The organism is Telmatospirillum siberiense, from assembly GCF_002845745.1.
Classification (GTDB): domain Bacteria; phylum Pseudomonadota; class Alphaproteobacteria; order Rhodospirillales; family Magnetospirillaceae; genus Telmatospirillum; species Telmatospirillum siberiense.
The window spans coordinates 18,896-35,111 of the sequence record NZ_PIUM01000027.1 but is presented as its reverse complement, the minus strand read 5'-3'; the positions used below and the strand labels follow the sequence as shown (position 1 = coordinate 35,111).

12 protein-coding genes are annotated in these 16,216 nt (G+C 63.0%); 8 read left to right on the top strand and 4 right to left on the bottom strand.

Going from position 1 to position 16,216, the window contains the following annotated elements; all coding sequences use genetic code 11:
- Positions 1 to 130 precede the first annotated feature (130 nt).
- From thrS to pheT, 6 genes are all read left to right on the top strand, one after another.
- Positions 131 to 2,047, top strand: a complete 1,917-nt coding sequence (gene thrS, locus CWS72_RS19925) for a threonine--tRNA ligase (RefSeq protein WP_101252398.1) — start codon at positions 131 to 133, stop codon at positions 2,045 to 2,047.
- Between the two features lie 82 nt (positions 2,048 to 2,129).
- Positions 2,130 to 2,666, top strand: a complete 537-nt coding sequence (gene infC / locus CWS72_RS19920; RefSeq protein ID WP_420824079.1) for a translation initiation factor IF-3 — start codon at positions 2,130 to 2,132, stop codon at positions 2,664 to 2,666.
- Positions 2,667 to 3,312: 646 nt separating this feature from the next.
- Positions 3,313 to 3,516 (top strand): 50S ribosomal protein L35, encoded by a 204-nt coding sequence (gene rpmI / locus CWS72_RS19915; RefSeq protein WP_101252396.1) that lies wholly within the window; start codon positions 3,313 to 3,315, stop codon positions 3,514 to 3,516.
- A 3-nt stretch (positions 3,517 to 3,519) separates the two neighbouring features.
- On the top strand, positions 3,520 to 3,882 hold the full coding sequence (gene rplT / locus CWS72_RS19910) for a 50S ribosomal protein L20 (RefSeq protein ID WP_101252395.1): 363 nt from the start codon (positions 3,520 to 3,522) through the stop codon (positions 3,880 to 3,882).
- Positions 3,883 to 3,981: 99 nt separating this feature from the next.
- On the top strand, positions 3,982 to 5,079 hold the full coding sequence (gene pheS, locus CWS72_RS19905; protein WP_101252394.1) for a phenylalanine--tRNA ligase subunit alpha: 1,098 nt from the start codon (positions 3,982 to 3,984) through the stop codon (positions 5,077 to 5,079).
- Positions 5,076 to 7,475 (top strand): phenylalanine--tRNA ligase subunit beta, encoded by a 2,400-nt coding sequence (gene pheT / locus CWS72_RS19900; protein WP_101252393.1) that lies wholly within the window; start codon positions 5,076 to 5,078, stop codon positions 7,473 to 7,475. The genes pheS and pheT overlap by 4 nt, the downstream gene beginning before the upstream one ends.
- 247 nt (positions 7,476 to 7,722) lie before the next feature.
- On the opposite strand, the gene CWS72_RS19895 is transcribed toward pheT, so the two are convergent.
- The 3 genes from CWS72_RS19895 to CWS72_RS19885 all read right to left on the bottom strand — a co-directional run bounded on the left by CWS72_RS19895 (position 7,723) and on the right by CWS72_RS19885 (position 12,750).
- Positions 7,723 to 7,995: an ATPase inhibitor subunit zeta gene (locus CWS72_RS19895; RefSeq protein WP_158240736.1), complete on the bottom strand. Its 273-nt coding sequence runs from the start codon at positions 7,993 to 7,995 to the stop codon at positions 7,723 to 7,725.
- Positions 7,996 to 8,743: 748 nt separating this feature from the next.
- Positions 8,744 to 10,546 carry a glycoside hydrolase family 15 protein gene (locus tag CWS72_RS19890; protein WP_101252391.1) on the bottom strand — a complete coding sequence of 601 codons (1,803 nt, stop codon included), beginning with the start codon at positions 10,544 to 10,546 and terminating at the stop codon, positions 8,744 to 8,746.
- Positions 10,543 to 12,750, bottom strand: coding sequence for an alpha,alpha-trehalose-phosphate synthase (UDP-forming) (locus tag CWS72_RS19885; protein ID WP_101252445.1), 2,208 nt, complete (start codon positions 12,748 to 12,750; stop codon positions 10,543 to 10,545). The genes CWS72_RS19890 and CWS72_RS19885 overlap by 4 nt, the downstream gene beginning before the upstream one ends.
- A 264-nt stretch (positions 12,751 to 13,014) precedes the next feature.
- Between CWS72_RS19885 and CWS72_RS19880 the strand changes: the two genes are divergently transcribed.
- Positions 13,015 to 13,242 (top strand): hypothetical protein, encoded by a 228-nt coding sequence (locus tag CWS72_RS19880; RefSeq protein ID WP_101252390.1) that lies wholly within the window; start codon positions 13,015 to 13,017, stop codon positions 13,240 to 13,242.
- A 12-nt stretch (positions 13,243 to 13,254) separates the two neighbouring features.
- Here CWS72_RS19880 and otsB read toward each other — a convergent pair whose 3' ends face one another.
- Positions 13,255 to 13,995, bottom strand: coding sequence for a trehalose-phosphatase (gene otsB, locus CWS72_RS19875; protein ID WP_101252389.1), 741 nt, complete (start codon positions 13,993 to 13,995; stop codon positions 13,255 to 13,257).
- A 321-nt stretch (positions 13,996 to 14,316) separates the two neighbouring features.
- Here otsB and lepA point away from each other — a divergent pair, with 321 nt between their 5' ends.
- Complete coding sequence (gene lepA, locus CWS72_RS19870) at positions 14,317 to 16,119, top strand: translation elongation factor 4 (protein WP_101252388.1); 1,803 nt, start codon at positions 14,317 to 14,319, stop codon at positions 16,117 to 16,119.
- The last annotated feature ends 97 nt before the right edge of the window (positions 16,120 to 16,216 follow it).

Below are 16,216 nucleotides of genomic sequence, written 5' to 3'. Positions count from 1 at the left end.
TCACGGCCGCGGCGGCATTCACCGCGCTGGAAGCGCGGCAGCCTTGTCCCAGGGCTGCTTGACTTGCCGGGTGATCTGCTTATTGTCCTCGCCCTACGGCTTTTTTTTCTGAAACGTGAGTGCGAAGTCCATGGTTGCCATTACCTTGCCCGATGGAAGCGTGCGTCGTTACGACCATGCGGTGACGGGGGGCGATATCGCCCGCGACATTGGCCCCGGCCTGGCGAAGTCCGCCCTGGCCGTACGCATCGACGGCGTCCTGAAGGATCTGTCGATCGAGGTCTCGGCTGACGCGCAGGTGGCCATCCTTACCCATCGCGACGCCGACGCGCTGGAACTGCTCCGTCATGACGCGGCTCATGTGATGGCCGAGGCGGTCAAGGAGCTTTATCCCGAAGCCCAGGTGACCATCGGGCCGGCCATCGAGAACGGCTTCTATTACGACTTCGCCCGCGCCACCCCCTTCACGCCCGAGGATCTCGAAAAGATCGAGGCGCGCATGGGTGAGATCGTCGCCCGCGACGAGGCGATCACCCGCGAGGAATGGGCCCGTGACGACGCCGTCGCCTTTTTCGAGGGCTTGGGCGAGAAGTACAAGGCCGAACTCATCGCCTCGATTCCCGCCGGGCAGACGATCAGTCTTTATCGGCAGGGGAAGTTCATCGACCTGTGTCGCGGTCCGCATCTGCCGTCGACCGCCAAGTTGGGCAAGGCCTTCAAATTGATGAAGGTGGCCGGTGCCTATTGGCGCGGCGATTCAAGAAACGAGATGCTTCAGCGCATCTACGGCACAGCCTGGTTCGATGAGAAGGATCTGAAGGCCTATCTCACCATGCTGGAGGAGGCCGAGAAGCGCGACCACCGCCGCCTGGGCCGCGAGATGGAACTGTTCCACCAGCAGGAGGAGGCCGTCGGCAGCGTCTTCTGGCATCCCAAGGGGTGGACCTTGTGGCGGACCGTCGAGAGCTACATGCGCCGCCGCCTCGAGCAGAACGGTTATGTCGAGGTGAAGACGCCGCAACTGGTCGACCGCTCCCTGTGGGAGGCGTCGGGCCATTGGGACAAGTTCGGCGCCAACATGTTCACCGTGCAGACGCCCGATGAGCGGACGCTGGCCATCAAGCCGATGAACTGTCCGTGCCATGTGCAGATCTTCCGCACCGGCATCCGCAGCTATCGCGACCTGCCGCTGCGCATGGCCGAGTTCGGCTCGTGCCATCGTTACGAGCCCTCGGGGGCCATGCACGGCATCATGCGCGTGCGGGCCTTTACCCAGGACGACGCCCACATCTTCTGTACCGAGGATCAGATCACCTCGGAAACCGTGGCTTTTTGCGAGCTGCTGAAAGCGGTCTACAAGGATTTCGGCTTCGAGGACGTCCGCGTGAAGTTCTCCGACCGGCCGGCGACCCGCGCCGGGTCCGACGAGATCTGGGACAAGGCCGAAGGCGCCTTGCTGGAAGCCTCCAAGGCGGCCGGGCTTGAAACCACGCGCAATCCCGGCGAAGGCGCCTTCTACGGGCCGAAGCTCGAATTCGTTCTGCGTGACGCCATCGGACGCGATTGGCAATGCGGTACGATGCAGGTCGATTTCGTGCTGCCCGAACGTCTCGACGCCTCCTATGTGGCCGAGGACGGCCATAAGAAGCGCCCCGTGATGCTGCATCGGGCCATCCTGGGATCCTTCGAGCGCTTCCTGGGGATCCTGATCGAACATCACGCCGGGCGGTTCCCGTTGTGGCTGGCGCCCGTCCAGGTGGTGGTGGCGACGATCACCAACGAGGCGGACGATTACGCGAAATCCGTTCTGGCACGCCTGAAATCGGCGGGTTTGCGGGCGGAACTCGACCTTAGGAACGAGAAAATCAATTACAAGGTGCGCGAGCATTCCCTCGCCAAGGTTCCGGCTTTGCTGGTCGTCGGCAAGCGCGAAAGCGAGACGGGGGCGGTCGCCGTGCGGCGGTTGGGCAGTTCGGCCCAAGAAACGCTTGCGCTGGAAGACGCCATTGTTAAACTAACCGCCGAGGCCCTCCCACCGGGGGTCTGATCATTTCCGTGACGGAGCGAAGCGCGTGGCTATGGGGCCATCTGCGCCTGTCCCGTTTCCGTCCCACCGTAGGAGAGTTTACATAGTCAAGCCACCCGCACCTGCGCAGAAGGACCAGGATGGTCCGCGCATCAACAGCGAAATCGACTCCCGCACAATCCGGCTCGTTGACGCCGATGGGGAAATGGTCGGGGTCGTTTCCCTCCGTGAAGGTCTCGATATGGCGGCCGAGGTCGGTTTGGACCTGGTCGAAGTGTCGCCCAATGCCGAGCCGCCGGTCTGTAAGATTCTGGACTACGGAAAATACAAATACGAAGCCCAGAAAAAGAAGGCCGAGGCGCGCAAGAAGCAGAAGGTGATCGAGGTCAAAGAGATCAAGCTTCGGCCGAATATCGATGACAATGACTATGACGTGAAGATGCGCGCCATGCGAAAGTTCCTCGACGAGGGCGACAAGGTCAAGGTGACCTTGCGGTTCCGCGGCCGGGAAATGGCGCACCAGGATCTCGGCATGAAGGTTCTGGATCGCGTGCGTGAACATCTCGACGATCTGGCCAAGGTGGAGCAATTCCCCAAGATGGAAGGTCGCCAGATGGTCATGGTGATGGCGCCGCGTTAAAGCGCGGCGCTTCCTATTCGGCAATTCGTCATTGCGAGTTCCACACCGGCAGGGACGGCGTTGCCATCTGCGCCTCTCTGAGTTCATCTGTGTTTATCTGTGCTCCTTTTGACAAGGCCCCGGTCCGGGTCGGGCCTTCGGGAGCAGCTCGATTGGCCCCGGGATGATCCGCCGCAATCGATCAAAGGAAGCACAGATCAGCACCGATGAACGCAGATGAGCGCAGATGGGATCGAAGCGCTCCAGGCGGCATGCCTCCGAACTCAGGTTTCGATTTTTAACATCGGCGTCATGCCCGGCCTTGAGCTACGGCTGTCCGATGCGGATTGTGCGTCGCCTCTATTTGAGTAGTGATCACAATCGAAAACCGTCATTGCCGGACTTGATCCGGCAATCCATGAATGCACGGATCGACCGACGTCATTGGAGCGGGGCATGACGACTCTTGGGAGTGAGCCGCCAAATGAAATTGCCGGCGCCAACCGGTTGTTAACCTGAATTCGTTGCCCTGATGGCCGCGAGCGGTGCTTGCAATCGAACGACCGCGCGATTATAACCTCCGCTTCCATCGGATGGCCGAGGCGAGTGTAAGGGCATGCCCCGCCATCCATGAATCGCTCGTGTATTTTGCTTAAAGGAAGCGAAAATGCCCAAAATGAAGACGAAGAGCTCCGCCAAAAAGCGGTTTCGGCTCACCGGTACCGGCAAGGTTCGGGCCAATGTGGCGTTCAAGCGCCACTGCCTGTCCGCCAAGACGTCCAAGATGAAGCGCCAGCAGCGCGGCACCTTCATCGTCGCCGAGGTGGATAGCCCCAACGTCAAAAAATTCTACCTGCCTTACGGAGCCTAAGCCATGGCGCGCGTTAAACGGGGCGTCACCACGCACGCCCGTCATCGGAAGATTCTCAAGCTGGCCAAGGGCTACCGTGGCCGGTCCAGCACCAATTTCCGCATCGCCATCGAGCGGGTCGAGAAGGCGCTTCGTTACGCCTATCGTGATCGCCGCGCGAAGAAGCGGAATTTCCGGGCCCTCTGGATCCAGCGCATCAACGCCGGCGCCCGTCTGAACGGCCTGACCTACAGCCGCTTCATGAGCGGCCTGAAGAAGGCTGGCATCGAACTGGACCGCAAGGTGTTGTCCGATATCGCGATCCGCGAGCCGGCCACCTTCAAGTCGCTGGTCGACCAGGCCGCGCAAGCCCTTAAGGCGGCCTGACAGCCGCTTCCGCCGGCCGGTTTCCGGTCGTCGGTCATCAAAGAAGGGGGTCGTCTGCGGACGGCCCCTTTTTGCTTGTCTGGAAAGTTGGAAGCAACGATGGGCAAATTGGAAGAAATCCGCAAAAGCGTCGAGCCGCTGGTCGCTCAGTCGCTTGACGCCGTGACCTCGGCCGCGACCCTGGAGGAGTTGGATCGCGTCCGGGTGGCCACCCTTGGCAAGAAAGGGTCGCTTTCGGCGCTGATGAGCCAACTGGGCAGCGTTTCGCCGGAAGAGCGCAAGGAGGCCGGCGCCGCTCTCAACGCCGCCAAGCAGGCCGTTTCGGATGCCATCGACGCCCGCAAGACGGCGCTCGAGGTCAAGGCGCTGGACGAGCGCCTGGCCCGCGAGACGATCGATGTCACATTGCCCGTCCGTCCGGAAAGCACCGGCCGTATCCACCCGATCAGCCAGACCATCGACGAAGTGGTGGCGATCTTCGGTCAGATGGGGTTCGGCGTGGCCGAGGGACCGGATATCGAGGACGACTTCCATAATTTCACCGCGCTGAATTTTCCGCCCGAGCATCCGGCGCGCCTGATGCACGATACCTTCTTCCTGCCGGAGAAGGCCGACGGTTCGCGCCATCTGCTGCGGACCCATACCTCGCCCGTCCAGGTGCGGACCATGCTGAAGCAGACGCCGCCGATCCGCGTGATCATTCCCGGACGGACCTACCGCTGCGACTCCGACATGACCCACACGCCGATGTTCCATCAGCTGGAGGGGCTGGTCATCGACAAGACGACCAACATGGGCCACCTGAAGGGGTGTCTCAGCGAGTTCGTCAAAACCTATTTCGAGGTGGACGATGTTCCGGTGCGCTTCCGCCCCTCCTTCTTTCCCTTTACCGAGCCCTCGGCCGAGGTCGATATCGGCTGCTCGCGGGCGGGCGGGGAACTGAAGATCGGCGCCGGGGCCGACTGGCTGGAAATCCTGGGCTGCGGCATGGTTCATCCCAACGTGCTGAGGAACTGCGGCATCGATCCCGACGAATATCAAGGCTTCGCCTTCGGCATGGGAATCGAGCGGATCGCCATGCTGAAATACGGAATTCCCGACCTGAGGACCTTTTTTGATTCGGATCTGCGCTGGCTCAGGCATTACGGCTTCGTGCCGCTCGACGTGCCGACGCTTTCCGGAGGACTTGCCCGATGAAATTCACCCTGTCCTGGCTGAAGCGCCATCTGGATACCACCGCCGGCGTCGACGCCATCGCCGAACGCCTGACCATGCTCGGTCTTGAAGTCGAATCCCTCGACGATCCGGCCGCCCGCCTCGGCGGCTTCATCACCGGCCAGGTGATGGAGGCCGGTCCCCATCCCAACGCCGACCGTCTCCAGCTCTGCAAGGTGTCGATCGGGCGGGAGACGCTTCAGGTCGTCTGCGGCGCGCCGAACGCGCGGGCGGGGCTCAAGGTCGTGGTGGCGCTTCCCGGCGTGGTGGTGCCCGCCACGGGCGAGGCCCTGAAGAAAGGCAATGTCCGCGGCGTCGAATCGCAGGCCATGATGTGCTCCTGGCGGGAATTGCTGCTGGGCGAGGATCATTCCGGCATCATCGAATTGCCGAGCAATACGCCGGCCGGCGAACCTTTGACCAAGGTGCTGAGCTTCGATCCGGTGATCGACGTGGCGATCACGCCCAATCGTGCCGATTGCCTCGGTGTGCGCGGTATCGCCCGCGATCTGGCGGCGGCCGGTCTCGGCAAGTTGAAGCCGTTGTCGGTCGAGCCGGTCAAGAGCTCCTTCACCAGCCCGATCGGCGTCAGCCTCGATTTTCCGGCCGAGGCGCCGGGCGCCTGCTCGCTGTTCGCCGGACGGACCATCCGCGGCGTGCGCAACGGCGAAAGCCCCGGCTGGCTCAAGGATTGGTTGACCGCCGTGGGCCTGCGCCCCATTTCGGCGCTGGTCGACATCACCAACTATTTCACCATCGATCTGGATCGTCCGCTGCATGTCTTCGACGCCGCCAAGCTCAAGGGCGACGTCCGGGCGCGCCTGGCCCGCGACGGCGAGACGCTGGCGGCGCTGAACGGCAAGAGCTACGATCTCGACGGCTCGATGACCGTGATCGCCGACGATGCCGGCCCTCAGGCCCTGGGCGGCGTGATCGGCGGCGAGGCCACCAGCGTGTCGGCCGGAACCACCGACGTGTTCCTCGAAGCGGCCTTGTTCGATCCGATGCGGACGGCCGCCACCGGGCGCCGGCTGGCTATCGAATCGGATGCCCGCTATCGTTTCGAACGCGGAATAGATCCGGCCTTCGTCGTCTCCGGCATGGAACTGGCCACCCGGATGATCATCGAGTTATGCGGCGGCGAGGCATCCCAGCCGGTTATCGTCGGAAAGGCTCCGGCGGAAAGCGCCCCGATCACCTTCCGCCCGCATCGCGTCGAGCAGTTGGGGGGCGTATCCGTGCCCGAGGAGGCGATGGTCGCCGCGCTGGAGGCGCTGGGCTGCAAGCTTTCCAAGGTCGGGACGTCCTATGCCGTGGTGCCGCCGTCCTGGCGCGCCGATGTGACGGGAGAGCACGATCTGGTGGAGGAGGTCATCCGTATTCACGGCTATGACCATATTCCGACGGTGTCGATGCCCCGTCCGTCCGTCGTCCGTCCGGTTCTGACCGCCGCGCAAAGGCAGGCCAACTGGGTGCGGCGGGGTCTGGCGGCGCGTGGCCTCGTCGAGACCGTCACCTGGTCCTTCCTGCCGTCGTCCCTCGCCGGACTTTTCGGTGGCGGCAAGGCGGAGCTGACGTTGGCCAATCCCATTTCCAGCGATCTCGATTCGATGCGTCCCTCGGTGCTGGCCAATCTGGTCGCCGCCGCCGGACGCAATGCCGACCGGGGTTTCCGCGATATCTCCCTGTTCGAATTGGGGCCCGAGTTCAACGGCGACCAGCCGGGAGATCAGCGGTTGGTGGCCGCCGGCATCCGGGCGGGGCGGGCCGCGGCTCGCCATTGGGCCGAACAGGCGCGTCCGGTCGACGCCTTCGACGCGAAAGCCGACGCGGCGGGTGCCGTCGCCGCGGCCGGCGGTCCGGCGGAAGGCTTGCAGGTGGTGGCCGAGGCGCCGGCCTGGTATCACCCGGGGCGATCCGGCAGCCTCAAGCTGGGGCCGAAGACGGTGATCGCCTCTTTCGGCGAGATCCATCCGCGGGTGCTGGCCGCTCTCGACATCAAGGGGCCGGTCGTCGGTTTCGAGGTGTTCCTCGAAGCGGTTCCCCTGCCCAAGGTGCGGCCGACCAAGGCCAAGTCCCTGCTCAAGGTCTCGCCCTTCCACGCCATCGAGCGCGACTTCGCTTTCGTCGTCGACCGCTCGGTCAGCGCCGAAGCCGTTTTGCGGGCCGCCAAGGGGGCCGACAAGGCGTTGATCAGCGACGTCCTGCTGTTCGACCTCTATGAGGGACCGCATGTCGGGGAAGACAAGAAGAGCCTGGCCATTCAGGTCACCCTGCAACCGGTCGAGAAAACGCTGACCGACGCCGAAATCGAAGCGATCGCCGCAAAGGTGGTCGATGCCGTCGGCAAGGCGACGGGCGGCGAACTGCGCGGGTAACGCGATTTTGCGGGCCAGGCGCACGGATGCGTGCCTGGCCCCGTTCCCTATGACGGTGGCCGCCGCCGCGGCGGGCTCAAACGCCGCTCGGGCTTATAGGACGCCTGTTCTCCAGGCCCCTTAGGCTCTGGGGCGAAACAATCGCTCCAGAGCCTAAGGGTTTATATGATGCCTGCGCCTCCGGCTTCGGCCGGCTCATGCGCCGCTCGGGCTTCAGGGCTTGGAGCGATAATTTCGCCCCAAGCCCTTACTCTTTCTTGCCCAATTCAGTCCGTCGGCGGGCTTCCTGCAGGCATTGCGACATGCGCCGGCGGATTTCCTCTTCGCTGGCCCGTCCGGCGAGGTCTTCGGCCAGTTTGTCGACCACCGTTTCGTGATCGTCGCCGTGGACCTGATCCTGCGGATGTCCGGGGTGGACGACGGTTCGGACGTAATCCTGGGCGGCAATCCCGATCAGGCCGAGCAATTCCGCGGCCCACAGGCCTGCCAGGCGATTGCGTCGATGGGTAATGTCCAGCATCGCGGGTACAGCACTTGCCGGAGGGGGGGGCCGTGACTCGGGTCCAATCCCAGCGTCGCCGATGTTTGGCATGGCGAGCTCCTTGTTCTGTGCCGATTAATTTTACGCCGACCGTAGCGGCTGGTCCAGTCGGCAGGTTCCCGGGACAGATGGTGCGCCGCAATGCCCAAGACAAGTCATGCCTCGGCCATAGCCCCTATTGCAGGGGGGGGCCGTGCGTCGAGGTTCTGGACGAAAGACGGCGCCGGCCGCCGGGAGATCGATGGTGAGGCCAAAGATGTTGCCTCTGAAAAAGACACGGGAATAACTGCATGAGCAGTGGTGTGTTCCGAAACGACCGGATAAACGGTGCCGAGGCGAAACGAAATGGCCGGTCTCAAAGTAGGCGCCCATGCGCTTGCGCGGTTTTAGGGCCTGTGGACAATTGGCGATTGGCCGGATGGAGTTCGGCCTCTTGATCGTTCCTGTGCGCTCCGGCTTTTGATGAACCACCAAGGCACCAAGTCACCAAGGTGGCGGAGTGTGCCACTGGCATTTTCCCGTCCCATCATCCGCTGTCGGGCAAATGCCTGCGGCGCGGATTGGCTGCCGCCGGCGGATCCGAAAGACGCCTTGGTGACTTGGTGCCTTGGTGGTTCAAAATATCCGGGGGTTCCTTGCATGCCATCGGGGAGCCGGAGGAAACGGGAGAAGCCTTAAGGCGCTCCCCATCAATGGGCATGACCACGCTGCTAAATGTCCACAGCTCCTAGAAGGCATCCTCCCACGGGGCGGAGAGACGCATGGCCGAGTTCACCAGTCCGACCATGGAATAGGTCTGCGGAAAGTTGCCCCAAAGGGTTCCGCTTTCGGGGGCGATGTCCTCGGAGAGCAGGCCCAGGGGATTGCGCCGTGCCAGCATGCTTTCGAACAGGCTTCGCGCCTCCTCGCGCCGTCCCAGGGCGGCAAGCGCGTCGACATACCAGAAACCGCAGATGACGAAGGTGGTTTCCGGAATCCCGAAGTCGTCACTGGTCTTGTAGCGGAACAAAAAATCGCCGCGCCTGAGGTCGCGTCCGATGGCCTCCACGGTGGCGACGAAGCGCGGATCGGCGGCCGACAGGAAGTTCAACTCGTGGAGCAGCAGCAAGGTGGCGTCCAATTCCTCGCCGTCGAACTGCGAGACGAAATGTCCCAGACGCGGGTTCCAGGCATGCTCGCAGATGACCGCATGGAGACGATTGGCCTGCTTGCGCCACCAGCCGGCGCGCTCGGGACGGTCGAGAACGGCGGCCACCTTCGACAACCGGTCGCATGCGGCCCAGCACATGACGCTGGAGAAGGTATGCACGGCGGCGATGGTGCGCAGCTCCCACGGGCCGGCATCCGGCTTGTCGAAGGCGTGAATGGCTTTTTTTCCGAGAAGTTCCAGGCGTTCGAACAACTCGGCATTGCCCGGGCGGATCAGTCGATGGTCGAAAAACGCATGAGTGGCGGCCAGCACGACGCTGCCGTAGACATCGTTTTGAATCTGTCCGCTGGCCTGATTGCCGATCCGAACCGGCAGTTGTCCGCGATAGCCGGCGAGGGTGGCGGATTCCCGCTCCTCGATGCCGCTTTCGCGGCTGATGCCGTAGACGGGGCGCAGGGCGTGCTCTCTGGATTCGTCGACGATATTCGTGATGAAGCCCAGATAATTTTCCATGGTGCGGGTCACGCCGAGCCGGTTGAGGGCGTGGATGACGAAATAAGCGTCACGGAGCCAGCAGAACCGGTAGTCCCAGTTTCTGCGGCTGTCCGGCGCTTCGGGGATCGATGTGGTCAAGGCCGCGACGATGGCCCCGGTTTCTTCGAAATTGCAAAGTTTCAGGGTGATGGCCGAGCGGATGACGGCGTCTTGCCATTCGAAGGGAATGGAAAGGGAGCGGACCCAGCCGCGCCAGTGATCGAGGGTCCGCTCGAACAGGTCGCGCGCCGTCCGTTCGATGTCTTCCCGCAGGCTTTCGTCCGGGCCGATGATCAAGGTCAAGGGCTGGTCGACCAGGAAATGGCGTTCCTCGAGAATATAGGAGATCGGCGCATCGGTGGTCAGCCGCAGCGTTTGCGAGGCGCCGACATAACGGATGTGATTGCTGCCCCGGGTAATCTGGGGCAGCAGTTCGCCATACTGGAAGCAGGGACGGACCCTGATGCGCAGGCGCGGACGCCCGCGAATGGGGCGGATCTGACGGATCAGCATCGGCGGCCGGTAGATCCGTTCGTACAAGACGAAGCGCGGTGCGAAGTCGGTGATCTCCGCCACGCCGCCGTCATCGTCGTAAAGGGTTGTACGCAGGATTGCGCTGTTGGGCAGATAAATCTGTTCGGCATGGATCTGGGAGGCGAGATCGAGGGAGAAAAAGCCGTTCGCCGGCCCGTCTTGCCCGTCCCCGTCCTTCCCTCCATTGATCAGGCTGAGAAAGACGGGGTCGCCGTCGAGGCGGGGAAAGCCCCACCAATTGATGGTGGCGGAGGCGTCAACCAAAGCGGCGACGGCGCCATTGCCGATGACGCCGAGATCGAGAGAGGTCATATGGGCTCACCGTTATCGAGGGGTTTTTCGATGCCTTGCCGTTTCCGTATGCGGGCGGCGTCCATCAGCATGCGGCCGGCCCAGAAATAGATGTTGTATTCGGCGACCATCTCGCGCATCAGCCGCATGCGGTCCCGCCGCTGATCCGAAGACATGCTCAGCCCCTGATGAATGGCTTCGCCCATGCCCCGGATGTCGTAGGGATTGACGATCAGCGCCTCCAGCAGTTCGCGTGACGCGCCGGCGAAAGTGCTGAGAATCAGCACTCCGTCGTCATCGTCGCGGGCGGCGACGAATTCCTTGGCCACCAGATTCATCCCGTCGTGCAGGCTGGTGACCACGCAAAGATCGGCGGCGCGAAACAGCGTGCATATCTCGGCGGCGTCGTGATGGCGGGCGATCAGAATGATGGGCTGCCATCCATCCCGGCCGAAGCGGTCGTTGATCGCCCGGGCGACGTCCTGCGCTTCGACCTGGACGGCCTGATAGGCGGCCAATTGGGCGCGGCTCGGCGCCGCGATTTGCAGCAGGCAGAAACGCCCGATCCATTCGGGATGGTTCTCCAGCAGGCTTTCGACGGCGCGGAAACGATCAGGGATGCCCTTGGTGTAGTCGAACCGTTCGACACCGATCGCCAGCCGGATGTCCTCCGACAGGTTGAATTTTGCGTAAACGGCCTTGCGGCATCCGGCGATATCGGGCTGGCCGGCGAGAGCGGCGGCCGGCCATTCGATGGAAATGGGATAGGGGCGGATCAGGGTGGTGCTCGCCCCGGTGGTGACGGTGCTGTGTTCACGGTCGATATGGCATTCGAGAAAGCGGTCCACCGAGTCCAGGAAATTGATGCAATGGAACTGGGTGTGGAAACCCAGGATCGAACTGCTGAGCAGGCCCGAGAGAATCTCCTCGCGCCAGGGGCAGATGCTGAACATTTCCGGGTTGGGCCAGGGGATATGCCAGAAGGTGATGATGGTGGCGTCGGGCAGGCTCTCGCGGACCATCTTCGGCACCAGGGCGAAATGATAGTCCTGGACCAGGACCAGGGGATTCGGGCTTTTGGCTTCGGCGACGATCGCATCGGCGAATTTTCGGTTGACCGCGACATAATGCTGCCAATCGGCCGCGCGGAAGGCGGGGCGGATGAAGGCGATGTGGCAAAGCGGCCACAAACCCTCGTTGGCCAGCCCGAAGTAGTAACCCTCCACCTCCTCGTCGGTCAGCCAGATGCGGCGCAGCACATAGGAGGGGGCGTCGGGAGGGACGGCCACGTGATCCTTTTCATCGACGCTGCGCCTATCGGCCGAACCGCTGCCATGGGCGATCCAGATGCCGCCGCAGGCTCGCGTGATGGGTTCGAGCGCGGTGACCAGACCGCTGGCGGGGCGCTGAATCCGGATTTCGCCATCGACGTCGTTGTGAATGTAGGGTTCGCGGTTGGAGACGACGATAACCTCGGCATCGGGCAGTTCCGTCTTCAAAAGGTGCTTCAGGCTGTCCGCCGTCCAGTCGACGCGAATCATTTCGGAGGGTTCGCGTTGTCCCTCGCCGTCTCGCAACATTTTCTGAACGTCGCCGACCAGCGAGGCGATTTCCGGGGACGGCGGCAATCGGGCATCCGCGGTGTTGGCCAGGCCTTCGCGGACGGCCTTGACCCAGCCCCGCATGGTCAGCCTGGTGATCAGGACGGCCACCGCCACCGCCACCGTCGCCAGCAGGGCAAACAATCCGACCGTGTAGGCCTCCGCCCAGCGGCTGCGGTCATCGATGAAGCGAAGGTCATGAACGAACACCAGATAGCCGGAGGTCGGACCTTGCGACGGCAGGGCGAAGGCGGATGTCAGAATTGGTCCGCTCTTCAGGCGGCCTTTCGTGAAAGCCCGTCCCCGGTCGGGAGGCGTGGCCGGGCAGCCGAGCGGCGGCGGCCATCCGGCGGAACGGCGGGTCAATTGTCCTTCGGGGGTGCAAAGCCCGAGAGCCAGGAGATGCTTGTCGCCGTTGATCCGGCTGATGAGCGTGGCGATCTGGTCTTCGGTGAGATCGCCCGTCAGGGAGTCTTTGAGGGAATCGAAAAGCAATTGGGCATGCGACTCGACGTCTCCGCGAAACCAGCGATCGACCAGATTGGCCATCAGCGGCGATGCCGCCCAGGTGATGCCGCCAAGAATGAGAAGAAGGGGGAGGGCGAATCTGAGCGTCATTCTCATGGTCGCGGCCTCTTTCAAGGAAGAAGCGTCGTCGCGCAGATGCGACTTGGCGTCCTTATATTCGAAAATAAGATCGATCTTATTTGATATGTTGATTGTGGCGACACGATGGCCGGGATGATTCAGGGTAAGCGGGTTCACCCGATTGCCCTGCGGGATGATTACTTTCCACGGGCGGGCCGGACCTTGCATGCGCCGCCGCCTTCATTATAGTCGGGCGGCGCGTAAGCAGGTCAGTCTTGTCCCATTAAGGTCATCGTTACCATGAACAGAATTTCTCTCTTTCTTACCGCCGGTGTTTTGCTGGGAGTATCCGCTTGTGCCTCTTCCGACGTGAAGGTGGTCCGGATGTCCAATGTATGGTCCACCACTTGCGGGAATGGCGGTCAAAGCGTCGTGATCAGCGCTCCCACGCTGGCGCAATTCCACGCCGCCGTCGAGCAGGCTCCCGAATGTGCCCGGGGCTATACGGCGACGCCGCCGGCAAACTGAATTTTCCCGCCGTCATAGTCCGAGAGCGGCCAGCCAGGCGTGCAGCGAGGGGACGTCGGCGAGGCGGAACTCCGCGCGGGTTGGACGGACCGGTCCCACCAGAATGCCGATGCCGCCCAACGCCGCGGCGGCTTCGAAGCCGTCCTCGTCGGTCAAGTCGTCGCCGAGGAAGACCGGGCGGCGTCCTTGGAAGGGCGTGCTCTCCATGAAGGATCGGAGGGCGGTCCCCTTGCTGAAATTCCGGGGTTTTACTTCGTAGACCATCTTGCCGGAAAGCATGCCGAGGTCTCCCGACACCGTCCGTTCGACGGCGTCCCGGCATGCCCATTCCAGATGCGGCACCTGCCGGTAATGCAGAGCCAGGGTGCATTCCTTGTCTTCGAGAAAAACCCCCGGATGGTCGTCGGCGAAGGCCCGCAATGTGGCGCGCGCCTCTGCCAGCAGGGGCGAGGAGGGGGCGCGCAGCATGCGTCCGTCGGCCAGCCGCCGCTCCAGACCGTGGCAGCCGGCGAGGGGCAGCTCGGCCGGCGCGATCAAGGCGCGCATGTTGGAGACGGATCGTCCGCTGACCAGCGCGACGGCGCCGCCGACGCGCCGCCGCAACGCCTCCAGCAGTTCGGGCAGGCGGTGAGGCTTGCGCAGCGACGAGGGTTCCCCGGTCAGTTCGATCAATGTGCCGTCGATATCGAGGAACCAGGCCCAACACGGATCGGGGGCGGGCGGAGGGGAAAGCGTCTTGCCGGTATCATGCATGATGGAGTCCTTATACCAACCTGCGCTGATCAAAACTGATCAGCGCCCCTCAAGCGCCGGGCGGGATACATCCGTATCCGTTGCTCGCTTCGCTCGGCCTTCGGCCCGCCTGCGGCGTCGTTTGCCCTTCGGGCTGCACGGCTTCGCGCCAACGATGGCGCGGGCCCTCAATGGGCCAGACCAAGTCTCGATGAGGCATCCTCATCGAGACTTGGTATAAGATGTCGCCGGGCGCCGGGACGGACCTCGTGGCCGCTTCCCCCATTGCTCCCGGATCGCTTGTGCCCTATGTTCCGGCAAACCCTTTAGCTGCCGAGACCGATGACAGATCTTAAGCATATTCGCAACTTCGCCATCATTGCCCACATCGACCATGGCAAGTCGACGCTGGCCGATCGCCTGATCCAGAAATGCGGAGGCATCGAGGAACGCGAGATGCGCGACCAGATCCTCGATTCGATGGATATCGAGCGCGAGCGGGGGATCACCATCAAGGCGCAGACGGTACGTCTGGCCTACAAGGCCAAGGATGGGGAAACCTACGAACTGAATTTGATGGATACGCCCGGCCACGTCGACTTCGCCTATGAGGTCAGCCGGTCGCTTGCCGCTTGCGAGGGATCCCTGCTGGTCGTCGACGCAAGCCAGGGCGTCGAGGCGCAGACCCTGGCCAACGTCTATCAGGCGATCGAAAACAATCACGAGATCGTGCCGGTTCTCAACAAGATCGACCTGCCCGCCGCCGAGCCCGAGCGGATCAAGCAGCAGATCGAGGACGTCATCGGCCTCGACACGTCGAACGCCGTGATGATCTCGGCGAAGACGGGTCTGGGCATCGAGGACGTGCTGGAGGCGCTGGTGACCCGGCTGCCCTCGCCGCAAGGCGACGCCGACGCGCCGCTGCAGGCGCTGCTGGTCGACAGTTGGTACGACAGTTATCTCGGCGTGATCATCCTGGTGCGGGTCAAGCATGGCATCCTGCGGAAGGGCCAGAAGATCCGCATGATGAACACCGGCGCCAGCTATCAGGTGGACGGTGTCGGCTATTTCACTCCGAAGATGGTGCAGGTCGACGCCCTCAATCCCGGCGAGATCGGTTTCCTCCAGGCGTCGATCAAGGCCGTGGCCGACTGCGAGGTGGGCGACACCATCACCGACGAGAAGCGCCCGGCCGACAAGCCGTTGCCCGGATTCAAGCCCAATGTGCCGGTGGTGTTCTGCGGCCTGTTCCCGGTCGACGCCGCCGACTTCGAGGATTTGCGCGATTCCCTGTCCAAGCTTCGGTTGAATGACGCCAGCTTCGAATATGAGGCCGAGACGTCCGCCGCCCTGGGCTTCGGATTCCGCTGCGGTTTCCTGGGCCTGTTGCATCTGGAGATCATCCAGGAGCGATTGGAGCGGGAGTTCAACCTCGACCTGATCACCACCGCCCCCTCGGTGGTCTATCGCATCGAGTTGACCAACGGCGAGCAGGTCCAATTGCACAATCCGGCGGATATGCCGGAAGTGACCAAGATGGCCAAGATCGAGGAACCGTGGATCAAGGCCACCATCATGGTGCCGGACGAATTCCTGGGGCCGATCTTACAGCTCTGCACCGAGCGGCGCGGCGTTCAGCTCGACCTGACCTACGCCGGCAACCGGGCCATGGTGGTCTATCGCCTGCCGTTGAACGAGATCGTTTTTGATTTTTACGATCGACTGAAGTCGATCAGCCGCGGTTATGCCAGCTTCGATTACGAGATCGACAGCTATCAGGAAAGCGATCTGGTCAAGGTGACCATCCTGGTCAATGCCGAACCGGTGGACGCGCTGGCCTTCATCGCCCACAAGGGTCAGGCCGAATCGCGCGGGCGCCAGATCTGCACCCGCCTCAAGGATCTCATTCCCCGGCAGATGTTCCAGATCGCCATCCAGGCCGCCATCGGCGGTCGCATCGTCGCCCGCGAGAGCCTGTCGGCGCTCAGGAAGGACGTTCTCGCCAAATGCTATGGCGGCGACGTCAGCCGCAAGCGCAAGCTTCTCGAGAAGCAGAAGGAAGGCAAGAAGCGGATGCGGCAGTTCGGCAAGGTGGAAATTCCGCAATCGGCATTCCTCGCCGCCCTGAAGATGGGTGACGATTAGGGCCTGTTGAAATCAACAGGCCCTGTCTCGATAAAGTCCGAAGCGCCCCAAATACCAAATCCCGGTGACCGGAACGGATCGCCGCCGCCCTCAAGCG

Excerpts from the sequence above, each read along its gene's own strand:
- lepA (WP_101252388.1), top strand. The coding sequence starts at position 14,317 with ATGACAGATCTTAAGCATATTCGCAACTTCGCCATCATTGCCCACATC.
- otsB (WP_101252389.1), bottom strand. The coding sequence starts at position 13,995 with ATGCATGATACCGGCAAGACGCTTTCCCCTCCGCCCGCCCCCGATCCG.
- CWS72_RS19885 (WP_101252445.1), bottom strand. The coding sequence starts at position 12,750 with ATGAGAATGACGCTCAGATTCGCCCTCCCCCTTCTTCTCATTCTTGGC.
- rpmI (WP_101252396.1), top strand. The coding sequence starts at position 3,313 with ATGCCCAAAATGAAGACGAAGAGCTCCGCCAAAAAGCGGTTTCGGCTC.
- pheT (WP_101252393.1), top strand. The coding sequence starts at position 5,076 with ATGAAATTCACCCTGTCCTGGCTGAAGCGCCATCTGGATACCACCGCC.
- thrS (WP_101252398.1), top strand. The coding sequence starts at position 131 with ATGGTTGCCATTACCTTGCCCGATGGAAGCGTGCGTCGTTACGACCAT.
- rplT (WP_101252395.1), top strand. The coding sequence starts at position 3,520 with ATGGCGCGCGTTAAACGGGGCGTCACCACGCACGCCCGTCATCGGAAG.
- CWS72_RS19890 (WP_101252391.1), bottom strand. The coding sequence starts at position 10,546 with ATGACCTCTCTCGATCTCGGCGTCATCGGCAATGGCGCCGTCGCCGCT.
- pheS (WP_101252394.1), top strand. The coding sequence starts at position 3,982 with ATGGGCAAATTGGAAGAAATCCGCAAAAGCGTCGAGCCGCTGGTCGCT.
- CWS72_RS19895 (WP_158240736.1), bottom strand. The coding sequence starts at position 7,995 with ATGCTGGACATTACCCATCGACGCAATCGCCTGGCAGGCCTGTGGGCC.
- CWS72_RS19880 (WP_101252390.1), top strand. The coding sequence starts at position 13,015 with ATGAACAGAATTTCTCTCTTTCTTACCGCCGGTGTTTTGCTGGGAGTA.